The 18792-nt window shown below is 48.9% G+C and carries 17 protein-coding genes; 13 read left to right on the plus strand and 4 right to left on the minus strand.

What is annotated here, in order from left to right:
• The first annotated feature begins 53 nt into the window (after positions 1 to 53).
• Positions 54 to 1295 (plus strand): serine/threonine transporter SstT, encoded by a 1242-nt coding sequence (sstT, locus tag ABWW03_RS03285; RefSeq protein WP_353406337.1) that lies wholly within the window; start codon positions 54 to 56, stop codon positions 1293 to 1295.
• Between the two features lie 93 nt (positions 1296 to 1388).
• Positions 1389 to 2318 carry an alpha/beta hydrolase gene (locus tag ABWW03_RS03290; protein ID WP_353406338.1) on the plus strand — a complete coding sequence of 310 codons (930 nt, stop codon included), beginning with the start codon at positions 1389 to 1391 and terminating at the stop codon, positions 2316 to 2318.
• Between the two features lie 307 nt (positions 2319 to 2625).
• Here ABWW03_RS03290 and ABWW03_RS03295 read toward each other — a convergent pair whose 3' ends face one another.
• Entirely contained in the window at positions 2626 to 3510 is an 885-nt protein-coding gene (locus ABWW03_RS03295) for a winged helix-turn-helix domain-containing protein (RefSeq protein ID WP_353406339.1), read from the minus strand.
• Between the two features lie 275 nt (positions 3511 to 3785).
• On the opposite strand from ABWW03_RS03295, the gene ABWW03_RS03300 reads away from it, so the two are divergent.
• Together ABWW03_RS03300 and ABWW03_RS03305 are read left to right on the plus strand one after the other, a co-directional pair.
• A complete protein-coding gene (locus ABWW03_RS03300) occupies positions 3786 to 4325 on the plus strand; it encodes a DUF2058 domain-containing protein (RefSeq protein ID WP_353406340.1) in 540 nt (179 codons plus the stop codon).
• 2 nt (positions 4326 to 4327) lie between these two features.
• On the plus strand, positions 4328 to 4747 hold the full coding sequence (locus tag ABWW03_RS03305; RefSeq protein WP_353406341.1) for an SMI1/KNR4 family protein: 420 nt from the start codon (positions 4328 to 4330) through the stop codon (positions 4745 to 4747).
• Here the strand turns inward: ABWW03_RS03305 and ABWW03_RS03310 are convergent.
• On the minus strand, positions 4744 to 5274 hold the full coding sequence (locus ABWW03_RS03310; protein WP_353406342.1) for a GNAT family N-acetyltransferase: 531 nt from the start codon (positions 5272 to 5274) through the stop codon (positions 4744 to 4746). The two genes, ABWW03_RS03305 and ABWW03_RS03310, sit on opposite strands and share 4 nt — an antisense overlap.
• A 116-nt stretch (positions 5275 to 5390) precedes the next feature.
• Between ABWW03_RS03310 and ABWW03_RS03315 the strand changes: the two genes are divergently transcribed.
• On the plus strand, positions 5391 to 7520 hold the full coding sequence (locus ABWW03_RS03315) for a molybdopterin-dependent oxidoreductase (protein WP_353406344.1): 2130 nt from the start codon (positions 5391 to 5393) through the stop codon (positions 7518 to 7520).
• Positions 7521 to 7575: 55 nt separating this feature from the next.
• On the opposite strand, the gene ABWW03_RS03320 is transcribed toward ABWW03_RS03315, so the two are convergent.
• Positions 7576 to 7947 carry a VOC family protein gene (locus ABWW03_RS03320; protein ID WP_353406346.1) on the minus strand — a complete coding sequence of 124 codons (372 nt, stop codon included), beginning with the start codon at positions 7945 to 7947 and terminating at the stop codon, positions 7576 to 7578.
• A gap of 145 nt (positions 7948 to 8092) precedes the next feature.
• Complete coding sequence (rph, locus tag ABWW03_RS03325; RefSeq protein ID WP_353407116.1) at positions 8093 to 8818, minus strand: ribonuclease PH; 726 nt, start codon at positions 8816 to 8818, stop codon at positions 8093 to 8095.
• Positions 8819 to 8951: 133 nt separating this feature from the next.
• Here rph and ABWW03_RS03330 point away from each other — a divergent pair, with 133 nt between their 5' ends.
• The 8 genes from ABWW03_RS03330 (at position 8952) to ABWW03_RS03365 (ending at position 18787) form a co-directional block, all read left to right on the plus strand.
• On the plus strand, positions 8952 to 9815 hold the full coding sequence (locus ABWW03_RS03330; protein WP_353406347.1) for a YicC/YloC family endoribonuclease: 864 nt from the start codon (positions 8952 to 8954) through the stop codon (positions 9813 to 9815).
• An 853-nt stretch (positions 9816 to 10668) separates the two neighbouring features.
• The gene (locus ABWW03_RS03335) at positions 10669 to 11568 is read left to right on the plus strand and encodes a cytochrome-c peroxidase (RefSeq protein ID WP_353406348.1); all 900 of its coding nucleotides are present in this window, start codon (positions 10669 to 10671) and stop codon (positions 11566 to 11568) included.
• 10 nt (positions 11569 to 11578) lie between these two features.
• A complete protein-coding gene (locus tag ABWW03_RS03340; protein WP_353406349.1) occupies positions 11579 to 11893 on the plus strand; it encodes a plastocyanin/azurin family copper-binding protein in 315 nt (104 codons plus the stop codon).
• Positions 11848 to 12579, plus strand: coding sequence for a c-type cytochrome (locus ABWW03_RS03345; protein WP_353406351.1), 732 nt, complete (start codon positions 11848 to 11850; stop codon positions 12577 to 12579). The genes ABWW03_RS03340 and ABWW03_RS03345 overlap by 46 nt, the downstream gene beginning before the upstream one ends.
• Positions 12576 to 14750, plus strand: coding sequence for a PAS domain-containing sensor histidine kinase (locus tag ABWW03_RS03350; RefSeq protein WP_353406352.1), 2175 nt, complete (start codon positions 12576 to 12578; stop codon positions 14748 to 14750). Before ABWW03_RS03345 ends, ABWW03_RS03350 begins: the two co-directional genes overlap by 4 nt.
• A gap of 29 nt (positions 14751 to 14779) precedes the next feature.
• Entirely contained in the window at positions 14780 to 15949 is a 1170-nt protein-coding gene (locus ABWW03_RS03355) for a response regulator (RefSeq protein ID WP_353406353.1), read from the plus strand.
• 15 nt (positions 15950 to 15964) lie between these two features.
• Entirely contained in the window at positions 15965 to 17104 is a 1140-nt protein-coding gene (locus ABWW03_RS03360; protein ID WP_353406355.1) for an HD domain-containing phosphohydrolase, read from the plus strand.
• A gap of 219 nt (positions 17105 to 17323) precedes the next feature.
• The gene (locus ABWW03_RS03365) at positions 17324 to 18787 is read left to right on the plus strand and encodes a Wadjet anti-phage system protein JetA family protein (RefSeq protein ID WP_353406357.1); all 1464 of its coding nucleotides are present in this window, start codon (positions 17324 to 17326) and stop codon (positions 18785 to 18787) included.
• Positions 18788 to 18792 lie beyond the last annotated feature (5 nt).

The following is an 18792-nucleotide window of genomic DNA, read 5'->3' on the forward strand; positions in this document are numbered from 1 at the left end:
ACACTGAAACGCCTCACAAGGGCGGCTTTGCTCACAAAATAATAGGGTTCGCGATGACCTCAGCTACCTCTCCATCACACTCACCATCTCCTTTTCAACGCCTCTTACAAGGTTCATTGGTGTTGCAAATCGCCATCGGCATTGTTCTGGGCATTATTGCCGGTAGCCTGCTGCCTGAGTTCAGCCAAAAGCTGTCTTTGCTCGGCGCCTTATTCGTCGGCGCATTAAAAGCCGTGGCACCCATACTGGTGTTTGTGCTGGTAATGTCTTCTTTAGCAAACCATCAGAAGGGGCAAGAAACACATATGAAACCCATTCTGGTGCTGTATGGGATTGGTACCGTATCGGCCGCTTTTGTTGCTGTGCTGTTGAGCTTTACCTTTCCCGTAAGCCTGACGCTGGTGACCAATGAATCTTCACTGACCCCTCCCGAAGGGATTGCCCAAGTCTTGCAAGGTGTGTTGATGAAGATGGTTGATAACCCCATCAATGCCATCAGCAGTGGTAACTTCATTGGTATTCTGGTGTGGGCCATTGGTCTCGGTCTGGCATTTCGTCAAGCCAGCGACAACACCCGCAACTTTCTGGCCGACGGCGCCGATGCGGTTACCGCCGTTGTGAAGGTTCTGATTCGCCTCGCCCCTATTGGTATTTTCGGTCTGGTTGCCGGCGTGATTGCCACAACCGGTTTCAGTGCACTGGCCGAATACGCTCAACTACTGATGGTATTGCTCAGCGCTATGCTAATCATGGCGCTGATCGTCAACCCTGTAATTGTTTTTGTTCGCACCCGTCGCAATCCATACCCACTGGTGTTCCGCTGCTTGCGTGAAAGTGGTGTCACAGCCTTCTTTACTCGTAGCTCGGCGGCCAATATTCCCGTCAACATGAACCTGTGTAAAACACTGGATCTGCACGAAGACACCTATTCCGTATCCATTCCTTTGGGCGCCACCATCAATATGGCCGGTGCCGCCATTACGGTAACCGTACTGACTCTGGCTGCCGTCAACACACTCGGCATTGACGTGGATATTGCCTCAGCTCTGTTATTAAGTGTGGTCGCAGCGGTATGCGCCTGTGGCGCTTCCGGTGTCGCCGGCGGCTCACTCTTATTGATTCCTCTGGCATGCGGCCTATTTGGCATCGATAACGATGTCGCCATGCAAGTGGTTGCGGTTGGTTTTATTATCGGAGTGATACAAGATTCAGCGGAAACCGCGTTAAACAGCTCGACTGATGTTGTCTTTACCGCGGCCGCCGAAGGGCGCTGGGGTGATCAAAGCGACCGCTGAATACCCGACGCAGATTTGAATGAAAACCGCCGGGGAACACCGTCCTCGGCATGACCATACATAGCAATGAACACACGGCGAGGGAACCTGACGATGCCTATCGATGATCAAAAATACCAACAAGTCATTGAACATATGGAAGCCGTATCCGCGGCCACTCGCCAATCCGGAGGCGAAACCGTTGCCAAGCGGGCCCTGCTGGATATGTACTGCGCAGCAGACCCAAGCATCAGCGCAATTCGATCTCGCATCTATCCGGTTATTGCCAGTGAGGGTGAATTGAGTGTGACAGCCGAATGGGTGATTGCCCCTAACAGCACACCCGGCAAACGTCTGTTGTACATACACGGCGGCTCCTGGATGGCCGGTTCCCCAACAAGTCATCGCTCGGTCACCTCACGTCTGGCAGAACTGACGGGCTGTGAAGTTCTGGCAATTGCTTACCGCCTGGCACCGGAGTTTCCGTTCCCGAACGGTTTAAATGATTGCATTGCCAGTTATCAATGGTTACTGGAAAACGGGCGGGAAGAACAATCAACCGCGGAAAAAATCTATGTCTCCGGCGATTCTGCTGGGGGTAATCTGAGCTTGAGCCTCGTCTTAGCCCTGCAACAAAAGGGCATTCGTGTGCCTGATGCGGTCGCTGCCATTTCGCCCGCGACCAGTTTGGATTTTGCCAGTCCAACGGTTCACACCAACAAGGATATCGACCCGATTATTAATGCCGACCTGCTCCCATTAGTTGTCGAAAACTACACTCAAGGTGCCGATGTAAACGATCCGCTGGTATCACCATCAAAAGGCGATTTAAGCCAACTGCCGCCCACTTTGTTGCAAACAGGAGAACGGGAAGTCTTGCTCGGTGACAGCATTATTTTCGCCGACGCGGCGAAAGAACAAGGTTCGGAAGTGGAAGTGGATTTGTGGCCAGACATGCCCCACGTCTTTCAGGGCTTCGCGCCCTTTTTGCCGGAAGCCGACTTGGCTCTGGAGAAAATCAGTGAGTTTTTATTGAGCCACTGATGGAACTCAAACGGTTAGATCATTGAACGCTGTGGGATGTCTTCTGAGCACATCTCACTAGCTCTACAAAACGAGACAAGAAAAAAGCGCCTAACATTGAAAATGTATATTCAGAGCGTGGTCAAAACGGCAGAAGGGACTCTCAAACCAGCTCGATGGATAAGATAGCGCATCCATAGAGCCCTGCCGCTCGACCAACAGCGACACGATAAGCCTGACCAGAATGAAAGGCCTGAAAGGCTTTTATGAATTCTGAAAAATTATGAATCGCTTATCATATCGGCTTTTCGGGGGCGTAAGCCCAACATTAGCGCTCGCTGACCATTGTACTGATACCTTCACAAAGTACGCCGGTGCCCTCCATTTCCCATGTCCATTTGGATTTACCTAACATTTTACCTGGGCTTTCAAAGATCAGTTCCAGCTGTGTTCTAGTGGTACCGTGACCATCGCGATAATGGAAATTGGCCCACACGGTTTTTCCGTATTCAATACTCAAGCCCAGATTAATTTCCAGCAATGGGGTGACCATAAAATACGCCCCGTCACGTCGCACCAGCTTGGCATTCATATACTCAACATTATCTTCACAATGGGGAAACCCATCACTGTTAATGCCGGTCTTAGTCACCACATTGTTATCAATGAGCTGCCATCGCCCTTCAATGGAATCCGGCTCTTTCTCTCTCGGGAAAAAATAAGCACCGCCGGCAAACGCCAGTATTGCTGCCAGCAACAGACTCAGAATAAATATCCAGGTAAACGCCCCATCTCGACCTTTGGTTGAAGCAATATGTTCAGGACTTTGTGAAGCAGGAGTGACGACGGCGATCGGATCGCAATCTCCGCGAGACTCAGCAACTGGTTGCGATTGCAGTTGGGGTTCAAGCCCCAAACGATACCCCTTGCCATGTGCCGTTTTAACCAACTCGACATCAGGAGCGTATTGCTTAAACAAGCGCCTCCCTTCCGAAACCAACTTGGCCAGAGAGGCCTCCGATACCACAACCTCCCCCCAGACCTCATCCAGCAAGGTTTGCTTGCTTAGGGATTGTGGATAGGCTTCCACCAGACTCAACAACAATTGAATCAGCTTTTCATCATCGCTCACTAGCGCGTCCATAAAGCACAACTGACGACGCTTCAGGTCAAGATGAAAATCGGCAATTTGGTAAATGGCTTGGTTGGACACAGGGGCTAGTCGTTACTGGAGGCTAGAGCCATAAAAGGTGTGATAAGTGAGGTGCCAATACTACGTGAGAACCTGACAAGTATGTCCCCCCAAAACTAGTAGTTTTCCTGGCTCGCTTTTGACGCAGGCGAGATGACGCGAAAGACCGAGCTTCGTACGTCTCTTCATCGATCTGTTCTGATCACCTAGTTTTGAAGAAGATTCTCCATGACCTATTTCAGAGCCGGGAGTTTGCTTATAATGGACTTTTCGGTTTCAAGGCAGGATTTTGGGAAATGAGTAAATCCCTACAAGAGCAGCTGATGGGCGCAGGTTTGGTCGACCAAAAGAAGGCCAAAGCAATCAGCAAAGAAAAGCGCAAAAAGGCCAAACAGACCCCTAAGGGGCATCAGCAGGAAGACGAGATCAAGGCCGCCGCCAAGCAAAAGCTCGCAGAAAAAGCCGAGCGCGATCGCGCCATGAATCAGGAGCGCCAGAAAGCGGTGGAAGCCAAGGAGATTCAAGCACAAATCCGGCAGCTGATTAAGCAAAATGCCATCGCCCGCAAAGACGGTGAGATTGCCTACTCCTTTACCCATGAGAAGAAGGTCAAGAAGCTCTACGTCAACGAAACCCTGCAGGGTCAGCTGGCTCGAGGCCAAATTGCGATCGTGGCCGAAGGTGAACGCTATGAGCTTGTCCCCAAGCCCGTGGCGGACAAGATTGCCCAACGCGACGCCGCCCGAGTCGTCCTGCAGAATGAACGCAGTACCGACCTAGCGGAAGAGGACGATCCATACGCGGACTATCAAATTCCCGACGACTTGATGTGGTAAGTATGGCACTCAACGAAGATTTTGAAGACGTTCTGGAAGCCTTGCAGGATATAGCCGAGAGCGTGCCAGTACCCCTGGATCTCCCGGAACACGATGACCTGGTGGATATCGAGGAAGCCATTTTATTGCCTATTCCTCCCCTCTACCGGGACTTTTTATTGTATGCCAGCGATTTGATCATTGGCAGCCTGGAACCGGCAACGGCCGCTGACCCAAGCTCCCACAGTTATCTCGCCGATATGGCGCCCGATGCTTGGGAACAGGGACTGCCACGAGAACTGTTACCGGTCTGTCCTTGCCCTGAAGGGTATTACGCGGTTACCCAAGACGATGAAATTGTGCTGTGGAGCGGCGGTGAAACCACCGAAGAGGCCGCCGAATCGATCTGGCACTGGGCCCGGGATATTTGGGCAAACAGCTAGCCTTGTTGTGTCCGGAGCCAATCCTGCTTGTCCATCCCATAAATCGATACCTTGTGGCCCAATATCTCACCGTCGCGCCGATAGCGCTCACCCAGCTTTTCCGCCAGAGCGATAGAGGCCACATTCTCCGGGTTAATCACACTGATCACATCCTCTCGCCCCATCTCCTCAAAGGCGTAGGCCAGTGCTGCTCTGGCACCTTCTTCCGCTAACCCCTGGCGCCAGAAAGGCCGGCTGATTGCCCAACCAATTTCAAAACCAGGCCAATCTTCTGGATTGAAGAAACCCAAGCGCCCAACAAATCGACCGCTGTCCTTGTGTTCCAACGCCCAATGGCCATAACCCCGGATCTGCCAGTGCCCGATAATATAAGCTGCATGGCGCCACCCTTCCTGGCGCGTCATGGGTTTACCGGTGAGATGACGCATGACTTCCGCATCGGCGCACATATTGATATAAGGTTCAATGTCACTTTCCTGCCACGCACGCAGGCGCAAGCTGTCGGTCTCTAATTCCGGTATGTTCATAATCATCGTCCATAACACCCAACTACAGGGTGGCTAAATGTCAGTTTTCACTCTTGTGAAATAAAACGAATAACCCTTAAATACTTTCATAAATAATAATACCCGTGAGCGCCGTCATGTCTGCAAATGAAATCAAAACCCATTATCGAGCCTGCAATCTCTGCGAAGCCATCTGTGGCATCGAAATTAAAACCCAGGGCGACGAAATCCTTTCGATTAAAGGGGATAAAAACGATCCGCTCGGACGTGGGCATATCTGTCCCAAGGCCGTTGCTTTGCAAGATCTCCACAATGACCCTGAACGGCTGCGCAAACCCGTAAAAAAAGTCGATGGTCAGTGGCAGGAAATCAGCTGGGAAGAAGCTATCGAAATGACTGCTGATGGTATTGTCAAACTGCAGCAGGCCCACGGTAGAGATGCACTGGCCATCTACGCCGGCAACCCCAATGTGCACAATTATGGCAGCCTGACCCACGGCAGCATGCTGTCCAAATTACTGCGCAGCAAGAATCGCTTTTCTGCCACCTCCCTCGACCAACTGCCTTGCCAATTGGTGTGTTACTGGATGTATGGTCATCAGCTCGGCGTGCCAATCGCAGACATTGATCAATGCGATTTCTTCGTCATTATGGGTGGGAATCCCATGGCCAGTAATGGCAGCATGATGACCGTACCGGATATTGCCAAGCGTTTGAAAGCGATTAAGCAACGCGATGGTGAAGTGCTGGTTATCGACCCGAGGCGCAGCGAAACTGCCGAGGTTGCCAGTGAACATTGGCCCATCCGCCCCGGCAGTGATGCCTTTTTATTGATGGCCATTATTCACACGCTGTTTGAAGAAAACCTTGTTCGCCTCGGCCACCTGGAACCGCTTCTGAAAGACATTGCCGATATTGAACATCTCGCCAAGCCTTTTAAACCTGAACTCATCGAAGCACACACAGGCATTCGTGCAGAACAGTGTCGGGAACTGGCTCGCAAACTGGCCAACACGGAGCGAGCCGCCTTTTACGGGCGCATGGGCATTTCTACTCAGCAATACGGCACCTTGTGTAACTGGGCGATTCAAATCATTAATATTTTAGCCGGCAATCTCGACAAACAAGGTGGCACATTGCTGACTCATCCCGCCGTTGGCATGGTGAAGCCAGGTGAAGCCGGCGCCGGTAATTTTGGTCGTTGGAAAAGTCGCGTCAGCCAACTGCCCGAATTCAACGGCGAAATCCCAGCTGCGGCGATGGCTGAAGAAATGTTGACGGAAGGCGAGGGCCAGGCCAAAGGTTTGTTCATCATGGCCGGCAACCCCGTTTCCTCTTCGCCAAATGGTCAACAACTCGACAAGGCTTTGGAACAGCTTGATTTTATGGTCGCCGTCGACATTTACATCAATGAGACCACACGTCATGCCGATGTCATCTTGCCACCCACCACCACACTTGAGCACGACCATTTTGATTTAGCCTTTTTACGATTGGCCGTAAGAAATACTGTGCGCTTCAACGAAGCGGTCTTTGAACCAGGTGAAGGCAGTAAGCACGACTGGCAAATTTTCAATGAACTCGCGGCGGCATTAGCACACAAACAAGGCATTGATTTTCAGGCACTTCCAGAACCCAAGCACATTATCGACTTTGCCATTCAAATGGGCCCTTATGGTGAAGCAGCCGATAATGATTGGGCACTCAACGTCGATGAACTCAACAAACATCAGCACGGCCTGGATCTCGGCCCCTTAAAACCATCCCTTACCGAAGGCCGCCTGTGCACCGAAGACGGATTGATTCACTGCTTGCCAGAATTAATTCCAGAAGATGTTTCCCGACTGGAACAGCAACTTAATCATACGGCTCGGGACGGCCTGTTATTGATTGGGCGTCGACATGTTCGAGATTGCAATTCCTGGATGCACAACAGCCACCGACTAACCAAAGGTAAAGATCGCTGGCAGCTCTATATGCACCCAGATGACTTGATCGCCCGAGGCATTAACGATGGCGATACAGTTAGTATTCAATCCAGAGTGGGCCAACTAAATGTCGCCGTTAAAGCAACGGATGAAATGATGCCTGGCGTCGTGAGCATTCCTCACGGCTGGGGACACAATTCCCGCAAGGGTGTGAAGATGAGCATCGCCAATGAACAGGCCGGCGTGAATTGTAACGATCTGACGGATGAGAAATTTTACGATCAAGTGTCGGGCAATGCCGCCCTCAATGGTGTTCCGGTTGAAGTGAAAGCAATTTGATAGAAAAGAAAATGAGAGATCAGAGCAAGGGCTCTGATCTCTCTCACGTAGCCCATTAACCCAGAATGGTAAATGCGCAGAGCTTATTGCCGTCCAAATCACGGAAATACGCGGCATAGAACGTGTCGCCGCGCAAACCTGGCTCGCCTTCATCACGGGCACCCAGTTCCAGCGCCTTTTGATAAAAAGCATCAACCTTGCTCTGATCATCCATCGCCACAGCGGTCATACAACCATTGCCCACGGTGGCTTCATTGCCATCGAACGGCTTGGAAATACAAATCATCGGCTTACCGGGGTCCACTGCCCACGCCATAAAAGTGTCCATTTCCATAAAACGCGTAGCACCAATCGAGCCCAATAAGCCATCATAAAAATCTGCGGCCTTGGCAAAATCATTCGTGCCTAAAGTAACGTATCCGATCATGGTCTTGCTCCTGTGATAGTCAAAATAATCTGTGCAAAGCACTCACGCTTCGCTCCAAATGATGCGCTAACTATCGCATCTCTCAAACAAAAAAGGCAGAGTTTTTTACTCTGCCTTTTTTCCTACTGACATATTCTGACAATCGTCAAACGGCCAGTGCCTCCTGCTGTAAATTCAGCAATTCTTTAATCCCACTTTTCGCCAAACCCAGCATCGACATAAACTCAGCTTCGCTAAAAGGCTCGCCTTCGGCCGTACCTTGAATTTCGATAATGCCACCATCGCTGGCCATCACGATATTCATATCGGTTTCAGCATTGGAGTCTTCTGGGTAATCCAGGTCCAGTACCGGCTCACCTTTGTAAATACCCACCGATACGGAAGCGATCATGCGCGCCAAAGGCTCTACGCCGTCTTTAATCTTACCGTTGGCTTTCATCCAGCGAACGGCATCGGCCAGGGCAACACAGGCGCCGGTAATTGACGCCGTACGAGTGCCGCCGTCGGCTTGAATCACATCACAATCGATGGTGATGGTATTTTCACCCAAAGCTTCCATATCCACAGCCGCACGCAATGAGCGGCCAATCAAGCGCTGAATCTCTACGGTGCGGCCACCTTGTTTACCACGAGCCGCTTCCCGGTTCATACGATCACCTGTGGAGCGGGGGAGCATTCCGTATTCAGCCGTGACCCAACCACGGCCTTCACCGCGCATAAAACGAGGGACACCATCCGCCACACTGGCTGTACAAATCACCTTGGTATTTCCAAACTCCACCAGAACCGAGCCTTCAGCGTGGCAAGTAAAGTTACGGGTAATACGTACAGGACGTAAGTCCTGGGGTTGACGGCCGCTGGGGCGCTCGATGCTGCTCATAGATAAACCTTTGTGTTGAGTTAGCCGCGCAGTATACCCTTTATGATAAGATTCCGCTTCAGGCGACTTGCGGATCCTCTATCCGTTGTCACGGCAAATATGAGTTGATTAAAAGGTAAGCATTATGCCACGCAGTATGACGGGATTTGCACGCTCCGAACAACAATACTCTTGGGGCAACATCAGCTGGGAACTGCGCAGCGTTAACCATCGCTACCTGGAGCCAAATTTCCGCTTACCTGAAGCCCACCGTAATCTGGAACCTAACTTGCGCGAACAAATTCGCAATAAACTCAGCCGAGGCAAACTGGATATCAGTTTGAACATCCAGCTCGGCAGCCTTGAGCAGGGCCAACTGGGCCTTAATCAAGACTTGATTGATCAACTCATTACAGCCAACAAACAACTTCAAGGGCTTGGTGAATTCAGCCCACTGGACCCACTGGAGCTGTTGAAATGGCCTGGTGTCATTGTTGAAGATCGCATCAATGCCGAACAACTCAAGCAAGATGCCTTAGAACAATTTAGCGGCACTATCGATCAACTGATCGATAGCCGCAACCGTGAAGGTACTGAACTGGCCAATATGATCGAACAGCGCCTGCAGGGCATTAGCGAACAGGTCACCTTGGTGCGCGGATTAATGCCACACATTCTCCAGGCTCAGCGGGAAAAACTGCAAGAACGCTTGGGTGATCTGAAGGCTGAATTGGACGCAGATCGCGTAGAGCAGGAGATTGTTATCCTTGCCCAAAAAGCCGACGTCGACGAAGAGCTGGATCGCCTGGACACTCATGTCACCGAAGTGCGCCGCACCCTAAAACAGAAAGGCGCCATTGGTCGCCGCCTCGATTTCCTAATGCAGGAACTCAATCGCGAAGCCAATACCTTGTCTTCCAAATCCATTGTCACAGATACAACCGCAGCCGCCGTAGAACTGAAAGTGTTGATTGAACAGATGCGAGAGCAGATTCAAAATATTGAATAACGTTTCGGTAAGGTAGAACTTTCCACGTAACGACGCTGCCACCCTTGATAACAAAAAACAGGGGTACTCATGCCCCTGCCAAAACGTCCCCTAAGATGTCATCGAAGTTTCGTTCCCGATGGGAATTGAATGAAGCATGACAATGAATCCATCGCATAGACAACATTCTGGACTCCGCTCGCGACTCAGATAACGATTGGCAACAAACTTGTTGAGCTGATGCTCTACCGTATCCTGGCCACTACTTTTGGGTTTGGGTTTGGGTTTGGGTTTGGGTTTGGGTTTGGGTTTGGGTTTGGGTTTGGGTTTGGAAGATCTACTCTGCTTTTAAGTTAGCCGCTATCTTTCCAGTGAAACCTAACAACCGAGTGCATGAATAAATACTTTCTGAAGAAATGAGAACAGCCAAGTACGACTGCATACGATCAAGTTTCCATACCCATTTTGAAAACCCACAAGGCCATCGAAGCCGTCTATGAAACCCCAGAATTAACCTAGAATTTTACTCAGGTTTATCCCGTTCTGAGCAATCTCATCATACTCTCCATCTTCCCATTTTCACTGGTTATTCATTTTCAATTACACATGAGGGTTTGTTATTTTAAGTTGAGGTAAACGACACCTTGCCTCACAAAGACAAATAGCACACCCCAAAAGACAAACGGCGTCCGATAGTCAAGCCAATAATTGCCAAATCATGTTCTTGTCCTATATTTGTATAAAAACAGATATGCATAACGAGTACTGAGGTACTGTTAAAAACTAGGTATGTCGAGTTATGAGAGTTTGGATGTATCTATCATTAGCTTGTATGAGCCCTTGCTTAGCGGAGTCCCTTTTCGAGAAGGGGGAAATGGATTTGTTGAAACAACAATGGCTACTGCCCGAACTCAGTTATCGAGAGCGGCATCAGCAGCTTGTCGCTCTGGGGAAAAAGCTCTTTTTTGACAGCAATTTGAGCATTGACTCCAGTACGTCATGCGCGACCTGTCACGACCCCAAGTACGCTTGGTCAGACGGGCAGGCTAAGGCTATTGGTCTGAGAAATAAAACGCTCAAAAGAGCAACCCCGTCTATTATCAATACGGCTTATTCACTCACCTTTATGTGGGATGGGCGCTCGCCCAGTCTCGAGCATCAAGCTCTACTACCTATCTTTAATCCAGATGAAATGGGCTTGAATGCTGATCTGTTGGTGAAGCGAATTGAGCAAAACCCCGACTACGCAAAACTTTTCGACGCGGCTTTCGATAACGATGCGATCACGATCAATAAAGTGGGCCTAGCCATCGCTGAATTTGAACGCACCATTACAGCACGCAATACACGCTTCGATCGCTGGCTAAAAGGCGACTCAGAAGCCATGACCGTGACCGAGCGAGAAGGCTTCAAAATATTCCTGGATGGCCAGAAAAGCGGCTGCATTAACTGCCACAACCCACCCAATTTCACCGACCATGGTTTTCACAATGTTGGTGTCGCCACATTGGAAGGGCAATCGGCCGACTTGGGAAGGTTCAACCAAACGCCTTTAAACATCATGAAAGGGGCCTTTAAGACACCCAGCCTGCGCGGTGCCCCTTTAACTGCACCGTATTTTCATGATGGCAGTGCCAATACCCTTGAAGAAGTCGTCGACCATTATCAGGATGGCATTATCGCCAAGGACAATCTATCACCAAGCCTAATTAACATCGCACTGAGCAAGGAAGATAAGTCAAAGCTGGTCTCCTTTCTCAAGACTCTGCAGTGAGACAATGATCATGAAGATCGCAGCCATCGTATTTTTATTGAGTATCATCGTTTGCTCGAATGCTTATTCCAGTGAGCATGAAGTCGGGCAAAAAAACAAAGCGTTTTCCCAAAAGACCTTGAAGGTGAAAGTCGGCGATACTGTTCATTTCACTAACCAAGATCCCTTTTTTCACAATGTTTACAGCATGTCCGAAACAACCGCGTTTGATTTAGGATCGTACGCGAAAGGGAATTCCAAATCCGTCAAGTTCGAAAAGCAGGGAGAGGTTGTCGTGCAATGCGCCATACATCCGTTTATGAAAATGAAAATCAAAGTGGAGTAGTGATCCGTCTGCTCAGACATACGATCACTGCACTGCTTTTAACTGTTGTTGCCTGCAACGCTAGCGCGAAAGCGGAAAGCACCGCTGGTACGGGTGCGTCTATATATATTAAACGCTGCGCCCTATGCCATGGTAATTACGGCTACGGAGATGGCTACATTCCTCTGTCACTGAACCAGTATCCGAACACCAGTCTGTTTGAACCTCAGTATGGAAATAAACTGGAACAAATCGCCGAAGTCATCAGCTGGGGCGGATCTCAGGGAAACATGAGTCCTCTTTCACCTCCCTGGAAGGGCGAGCTTAACGACCAGGAAATCCGATCGGTGTCGAAATTCATCATAAAGATGCGAAATCACGCCGATGCCGCTCGGCAGGATATCGATCAAGCCTCTAAAAACCTGCCTAGCAGCAGGTTAACCGGACGAAAGATTTACCTAACCCGCTGCAAAATCTGCCACGGTGAGAACGGGGAAGGCGACGGTGTCTTATCAGGCAAGGTCATTAACAACCCGCCACCGTTTGATCTGACAAAGAGTCGGCAGGACGCCGACTATTTAAAGGGGATTATTCTTGATGGCGGCGAACAAATGGGGCGATCCAATAAAATGCCAGCCTGGAAATATGAATTGCTTAGCCATGAGATTGAGTCTCTGGTTATCTATATCAGATCGATAAGACAATGAAGATTAAAAACACTCGAAGAGATGTACTCGTTTTTTTTATCGTGCTCGCCATAGGTTTGTCGGTCTCTATATTGGCCCAAAATTCAAAACTGACCGAATATCGAAACCAGAAAAAAATCGACTTTGAATCCAAAATAGCAAGTCTGACGTTGATTATCGGCGATACCTTAAAAAACAAGCAGGACTACTCCAATCTATTGGCAATATCCATTTCCGAGGTATCGGACCATAATTTCAATAACATTGAAGATTACAAGGACAAGGCTAGACACCTTGTAAATAAGCTTTCCAACTACGAGTCGTTTTATATTTATCTGGAACCCAATGGTGAATCAGAAGCCTTACATTCTCTGGAGAAAGTCTCAAATCTGGATCTGAAATCAGACATCATGAAATCAATGGTTGAATTGAAAGAAAAACCGGATCAATTTTCTATATTAATCAAGTCTGAGGACGAACTTCACAATGAAATTTGCATGGTGACCAAGATACCTGATGTCACGCATGCCCGACTGATCATTTGCAGCAGTCTGGAGAGCTTGCTTGCCAAAGTCATAGAACGATCCAGCGAAGAATGGCAGCAAACCCACCTCTATACCGGCAACCGAATTAAAGGCTTCAGTCATTTATACTCTTATCCAGAAACGCTGTCACAACCGATAGGAGTCGATGAACTAAGGACACAGCGTCAAAATCTGATTCTCTTGCCTTATGTTGCAAGCTACGCTGACCTGGAAATCTCCATCGCCTTTGACCCGGGGAATGATTTTTATAATCTGGACAGCTGGCTGGACTATCTGCCATTTATTTTCGGCTTGACCCTGACACTCGCCAGCTTGTATTACATTCGCGCCAAATCGATAGAAACTCAAGTCATTAATCACAAAGTTAAGCTGAAAACCAAGGAGCTGGAAGAGGCTAAGAATCAACTTCAAAGCCAAGTCAACAAATCAACGGCTCTGTTCGAAAAACTGCAGGAATCTAATGATGAACTAACCGCACTGACCAATTCTGTCGATGGCATTCTATGGGAAGGCGATCCCAAAACCATGAGATACACTTATGTCAGCGATCAAGTGGAACGCATCTTGGGTTTCACTCCAGAGAAATTCACCCAGGGAAACTTTGTAATCGGTACGCTCATGGAAGGCGCTGGCCAAAGCGACATTGCTGAAAAGATGCGGGACCAACCCGAAAAAAACAATAGCTTTCAATTAGAGTTCAGCAGTCAGCGCGCCAATAAAGAGAAAATTTGGCTTAAGGGCCTGGTTACCCGAGTGTACAAACATGGAAAACTGCATCGCTTACGCGGAGTGTATATAGATATATCCAAGCAAAAAATCCAGGAGCTGAAAAACCAGGAAATTGAAGCTCAACTGAGGCAAGCCCAAAAACTTGAGTCCATAGGCCAACTCGCCGCCGGGATCGCTCATGAAATCAACACCCCAGCACAATTTGTCGGTGACAACCTCACCTTTATCGATTCTTCAAGCAAAGACTTGATCTCATATGTTAAAGACAGCATTCAATCAGACAGCGATACCGTCAGCCTGGAGAAATTGAACAGCCTGCTTGAAGAACTTGACTTTGAATTTCTGGAAGAAGAACTCCCCGATGCCATTCAACAATCTAAAGAGGGTTTAGACCGAATCAATCGCATTGTTGGAGCCATGAAAAACTTCTCGCACCCTGACGGCGAAGAAATGCAAAAAATTGATTTAAACAAAGCGATTGAAAGTACTTCCATTATCTCCAAAAACGAATGGAAGTACTTGGCTGAAATGGTTTTGGAATTGGAAGATAATCTCCCACCACTGAGTTGCCACCCGAGTGAGCTAAACCAGGTTTTTCTCAATATCATCGTCAATGCTGCCCATGCCATTGAACAGAAGTATCAAGGCAGCAGCATGGGAAAAATCAAGATCACGACAAAAAAGCAAGAGAACGATGTACTGATCTCTATTTACGACGATGGCTGTGGTATTCCACAAAATATTATCAATAAGGTGTTCGACCCCTTCTTTACCACGAAAGGTGTTGGCAAAGGCACGGGTCAGGGGCTTTCCATTTCCTACTCGGTTATTAAGGATAAACACAATGGTTCCATCAGTATAGACAGCGAGGAAGGAAAAGGAACTGCCTTTCACATCACCCTTCCACTCGAAGGTTAGAGGCAGACTTTGATTGCAGGAACATGAAAATGAACGTTATTTTTGTTGATGATGAAGAAAATGTCCTTAAAGGCTTGAGAAGAGTTTTGCACCCGGCTCGCAAGGACTGGTCTATGAGTTTTGCAAATTCAGGCAAGGAAGCACTGGAACAAATGAAGGCAGAAGATTTTGACGTTGTCATCAGCGACATGAGAATGCCGCAAATGAACGGTGTTGAGTTACTGACTCAAATTAAAGATCTGTATCCGGAAACGCTTCGTGTTGTGTTATCCGGCTATAGCGAAACCGAACTGATTTTGAGCTGTGTCAAAGTCGCTCATCAGTATTTGCCCAAGCCTACGGACTATAAAACCATAAAATCAACTGTAGAAAAGGCTCTTCGACTAAAACACCTATTAGCCAACGAAGCCCTGTCAACGGCCATCTCCAAACTGGAAAACTTACCTAGCCTTCCGAAAATATACGACGACATTAACAACGAACTGAAAAAAGAGGATGTTAACCTCCAAACCATATCAGAACTCATCAGCGCAGATGTCAGCATGACAGCCAAGCTGCTGCAGATATGCAACTCAGCGTATTTCGGACTGAACCGAAACATTGACTCGCCGGTTGATGCCGTCAACTACCTGGGTATTGACACCATTAAGAGTTTAATTTTAACAATTAAGATTTTTGAACAGTTTTCTGAAACCGGTATGCCCAAGGAAAAACTGGAAAGCATTTGGCTTGACAGCCAATCAACCGCCATGCTCGCTAAGGCTATCGCCAGCAAGGCAGGGTGCGACAAATCGCTGATTAATCAGGCGTATACCGGAGGCCTTTTACATAATATTGGCGAAATTATTCTGCGCCACGAATTGGCCGAACAGTACGGAAACGTTGAGGCACTTTGCCTCAATCAAGGCATGACATTGATTGAGGCCGAACAACACGTTTTTGGCTTCAGCCATGACATAGTCGGCGCTTACCTTTTGGATCTTTGGGGACTGCCCTCAAGCATATCCACCAGCCTGGCACTGCTTCATCAAGAGGCGCATTTGAATTTTGATACCATGAATTCTGCAGAACTGGTGTTTATTGCACACAAAATTGTGTTGATTCGAAAAGGTCAACGCGATTATCAGAAAACCCTATTAACCTATTTTGAACAGGAAACCATTGACGACTGGTTGCTGCTTGCCGACGGCCAGAACTAAGGAAGCGAGGTCAACATGAAACACTCTGTATTATTAGTCGACGACGAACCCAATGTACTGCGAGCCTTCCGCAGAAATCTTCGCGAAGAATTTGACGTCCATGTTGCGGAAAGCGGCCCCAAGGGCCTGGAAGTTTTGGATTCTGAAGTTTCATTTTCGGTCATTGTATCCGACATGCAAATGCCCGACATGAATGGCATCGAATTTTTGGAAAAGTCTAAGAGCGTTCAACCCAATGCTGTCAGAGTGATGTTAACAGGCAATGCCGATCAACAGACGGCCATTGATGCCATCAATCAGGGCAATATTTTCCGCTTCATCAATAAACCGTCGACTCCACAGTTTGTCTCCGAAACGTTGCACGCGGCCATTCAGCAATACCAACTTTCAACCCTCGAAGAAGACCTCTTAGAAAACACTTTGCGCTCCAGCATTGAAGCCTTGAGCGAAACCCTGGCTCTCGCCAGCCCAGAGATCTTTGGGCGCACCTCGCGCTTGAAGGGTCATGTCACCCGTTGCGTTGAGCTTCTGGGTGTCAAAGAGACCTGGCGCTATGAAGCCTTGTCCATGTTGTGTCTAGTGGGTTTGGTCAGCATGCCTGATGAGGCCATTAAAGCAATCAATCAGGGCCAACGATTGGACGCCAATTTCGTTCAAATGTACAACCACCATCCGGAATTGGCCCATCAACTGATCAGTAAGATTCCCCGCATGGAGGATGTCGCCAACTCCATTCGCTATCAAAACAAGAACTTCAATGGCTCTGGCTTCCCGGACGTCGAAATGGAGGGCAGCAATATTCCCGTCGCCTCCCGGCTTCTTAAAGTCATTATCGACTTTGACCACTATGAGTCCCTCTTTGGGAATGCCGATATCGCCATGAAAAAATTGGAGGCGAAATCAGGTATCTATTACGACCCCAAATTTATAGAACTGTTTAAAAAATCTCTTAAGTTCATTACCCATACGGGCGAAGAATTGATCGAAATTGCCAAGTTGGACACCAACATGACACTCGCACGCGATGTCGAAACCGAGGCTGGCACCCTGTTGCTCTCCAAGGGCATTCGAACCAGCGATGCTGTGATTTCACGCCTGAAGAGCTTCCAACGCAGCAAGTCTATTTCGGATAGGGTCTTTATCATGGCGAAGTAGCCTACCTCGAACTCAGCGGGTCAAATGGGGAGGGGCACCCCAATGTCCGCTCTTCCCCAAGACGTCTATCCAGGACCTGCGGTCTATATCTAGCCGCTGACCTCCCGTCGCTGAATCCCCCACGTCCTCGACTTCACAAGTCTTATTTACCCCCGTGGCCCAAAGCGCTAGAATCTCCGCTTTTGGCCCCGCGATGGCAGGGAATGCCGAGGGTTAACCATGTTTTTCAGCGATGAGCGTCTACACTTTTTTAAGGCCTTAACCGGGAAGTACCGGGGCCAGGTGGCCGCTTGCTTGACGCTTCTCTATCAACGCCAATACAGCGCTACCGCGGATTACGGCCACGCCCCTGATCGTGAGCTGATTGTCGATATCATCAGCGAGGCCCTGGCCCGGAACGCCAAGCTGGTTCTCGACAGCGAAGACAAGGATACGGCCGATAATGAACCACGCTTCAAACACCCTCGCGAGCAAGCCAGTTGGGTACTGAAAGTACTGATTGATTGCGGCTGGGTAGAACGCCAGGTCGATCCAGCCACGCTGGCCACCAGTTATCCCTTCAGCCGAATGGGTAGGATTTTTGCCCAGGCAATTCTGGAGTCGGATAGTAGCCAGATTCGCACACGCCATCGCAATACACGCAACACCCTAAACGCTCTGGAGGCCTTTCACAGCCGCGCCGAAGTGTATGACCTGCTGGATGCCTTTGATCATTCTGAGCGAATCATCACCGACTTCACCGATATTATTTCTGAACTCGAAGAGCGTAAACGTGAATTGGTGCGCGAAGTTGAAGCCCAACAGTTGGTCCAGCAGGCCAGCGAGCAGTTTTTCGACTTTATGGAAAAACGCTTTCAACCGGATATTCAGGTGCGGCTCTCCGCCGACAGTGTGGAAAAATACCGCGACGATATTAAAAAAGTCATTCGCAAAATTCGCGGCCGACCCAAAGAGGTCAAACAGCAGGCCGAAAAGGAACTGCGTCGCGTCGTTCCGGACCTTTGCTCCAATGAACAATCCTATCTGTATTATTTGTTGGAACAGATCGAACAACGCATGCGCAGTGCAGCTGACATTATGCTGCCGGCCTTGCGCAGCGCCCTGCATGGCTTTACCAAGCGCGCAGATATTATTATTCGCCAGCTGAGTTATTTGCACAGTCAAGCCGACAACGACTTGGTGGAAATTTGTCGGGAACTCGCTGACCTCGACGAAAAGGACTACCAACAGCGCCTGGAAGCCGCTGCGGAAGAATGCGCCAGTATGCGCCTCGGGTTTATTGACCCCGCACAAATCAAGTGGCAGGAACGCAAAAGCACAGCCGTACTCAACACTCAGGTTCAGGAAAGTCCGGAATTGGACAGTGACGCCCAGCGAGAGCTGATGATCCAGCAATTACTGGATCAAGCATTTGTCAGCAACAAACAAGGTTTACGAAATTACATTGTTGATTCTCTACGTGGCGGCCGACACATTTCCACCCGCGAACTGCAAATCGACGATGCATACAGCCTAATGAGTATGGCCTCAGCTATTGAGATTGGCGCCGTGAACAATCAGAGCTCGGAATTACAATTCGATGTTCAGTTTCAGCGCGCCGCCGTTGAAGGTAATGAGTACTTTCAGCAATTTGATGAATTCACTATTGAGCTGCGCGGCAAAACGCCCGTAAGCGACGACTAAAAACA

Origin of the sequence: Pseudoteredinibacter isoporae, assembly GCF_040372805.1 — a bacterium.
GTDB lineage: Bacteria > Pseudomonadota > Gammaproteobacteria > Pseudomonadales > Cellvibrionaceae > Pseudoteredinibacter > Pseudoteredinibacter isoporae_A.

Bases quoted from the DNA above. Each gene is read 5' to 3' on its own strand.
- ABWW03_RS03340 (WP_353406349.1), top strand. From the start codon at position 11,579: ATGAAGATCGCAGCCATCGTATTTTTATTGAGTATCATCGTTTGCTCG.
- ABWW03_RS03290 (WP_353406338.1), top strand. From the start codon at position 1,389: ATGCCTATCGATGATCAAAAATACCAACAAGTCATTGAACATATGGAA.
- ABWW03_RS03365 (WP_353406357.1), top strand. From the start codon at position 17,324: ATGTTTTTCAGCGATGAGCGTCTACACTTTTTTAAGGCCTTAACCGGG.
- ABWW03_RS03355 (WP_353406353.1), top strand. From the start codon at position 14,780: ATGAACGTTATTTTTGTTGATGATGAAGAAAATGTCCTTAAAGGCTTG.
- ABWW03_RS03345 (WP_353406351.1), top strand. From the start codon at position 11,848: ATGCGCCATACATCCGTTTATGAAAATGAAAATCAAAGTGGAGTAGTG.
- ABWW03_RS03350 (WP_353406352.1), top strand. From the start codon at position 12,576: ATGAAGATTAAAAACACTCGAAGAGATGTACTCGTTTTTTTTATCGTG.
- sstT (WP_353406337.1), top strand. From the start codon at position 54: ATGACCTCAGCTACCTCTCCATCACACTCACCATCTCCTTTTCAACGC.
- ABWW03_RS03360 (WP_353406355.1), top strand. From the start codon at position 15,965: ATGAAACACTCTGTATTATTAGTCGACGACGAACCCAATGTACTGCGA.
- ABWW03_RS03320 (WP_353406346.1), bottom strand. From the start codon at position 7,947: ATGATCGGATACGTTACTTTAGGCACGAATGATTTTGCCAAGGCCGCA.
- ABWW03_RS03315 (WP_353406344.1), top strand. From the start codon at position 5,391: ATGTCTGCAAATGAAATCAAAACCCATTATCGAGCCTGCAATCTCTGC.
- ABWW03_RS03300 (WP_353406340.1), top strand. From the start codon at position 3,786: ATGAGTAAATCCCTACAAGAGCAGCTGATGGGCGCAGGTTTGGTCGAC.
- ABWW03_RS03310 (WP_353406342.1), bottom strand. From the start codon at position 5,274: ATGAACATACCGGAATTAGAGACCGACAGCTTGCGCCTGCGTGCGTGG.
- ABWW03_RS03335 (WP_353406348.1), top strand. From the start codon at position 10,669: ATGGATTTGTTGAAACAACAATGGCTACTGCCCGAACTCAGTTATCGA.
- ABWW03_RS03330 (WP_353406347.1), top strand. From the start codon at position 8,952: ATGCCACGCAGTATGACGGGATTTGCACGCTCCGAACAACAATACTCT.
- ABWW03_RS03305 (WP_353406341.1), top strand. From the start codon at position 4,328: ATGGCACTCAACGAAGATTTTGAAGACGTTCTGGAAGCCTTGCAGGAT.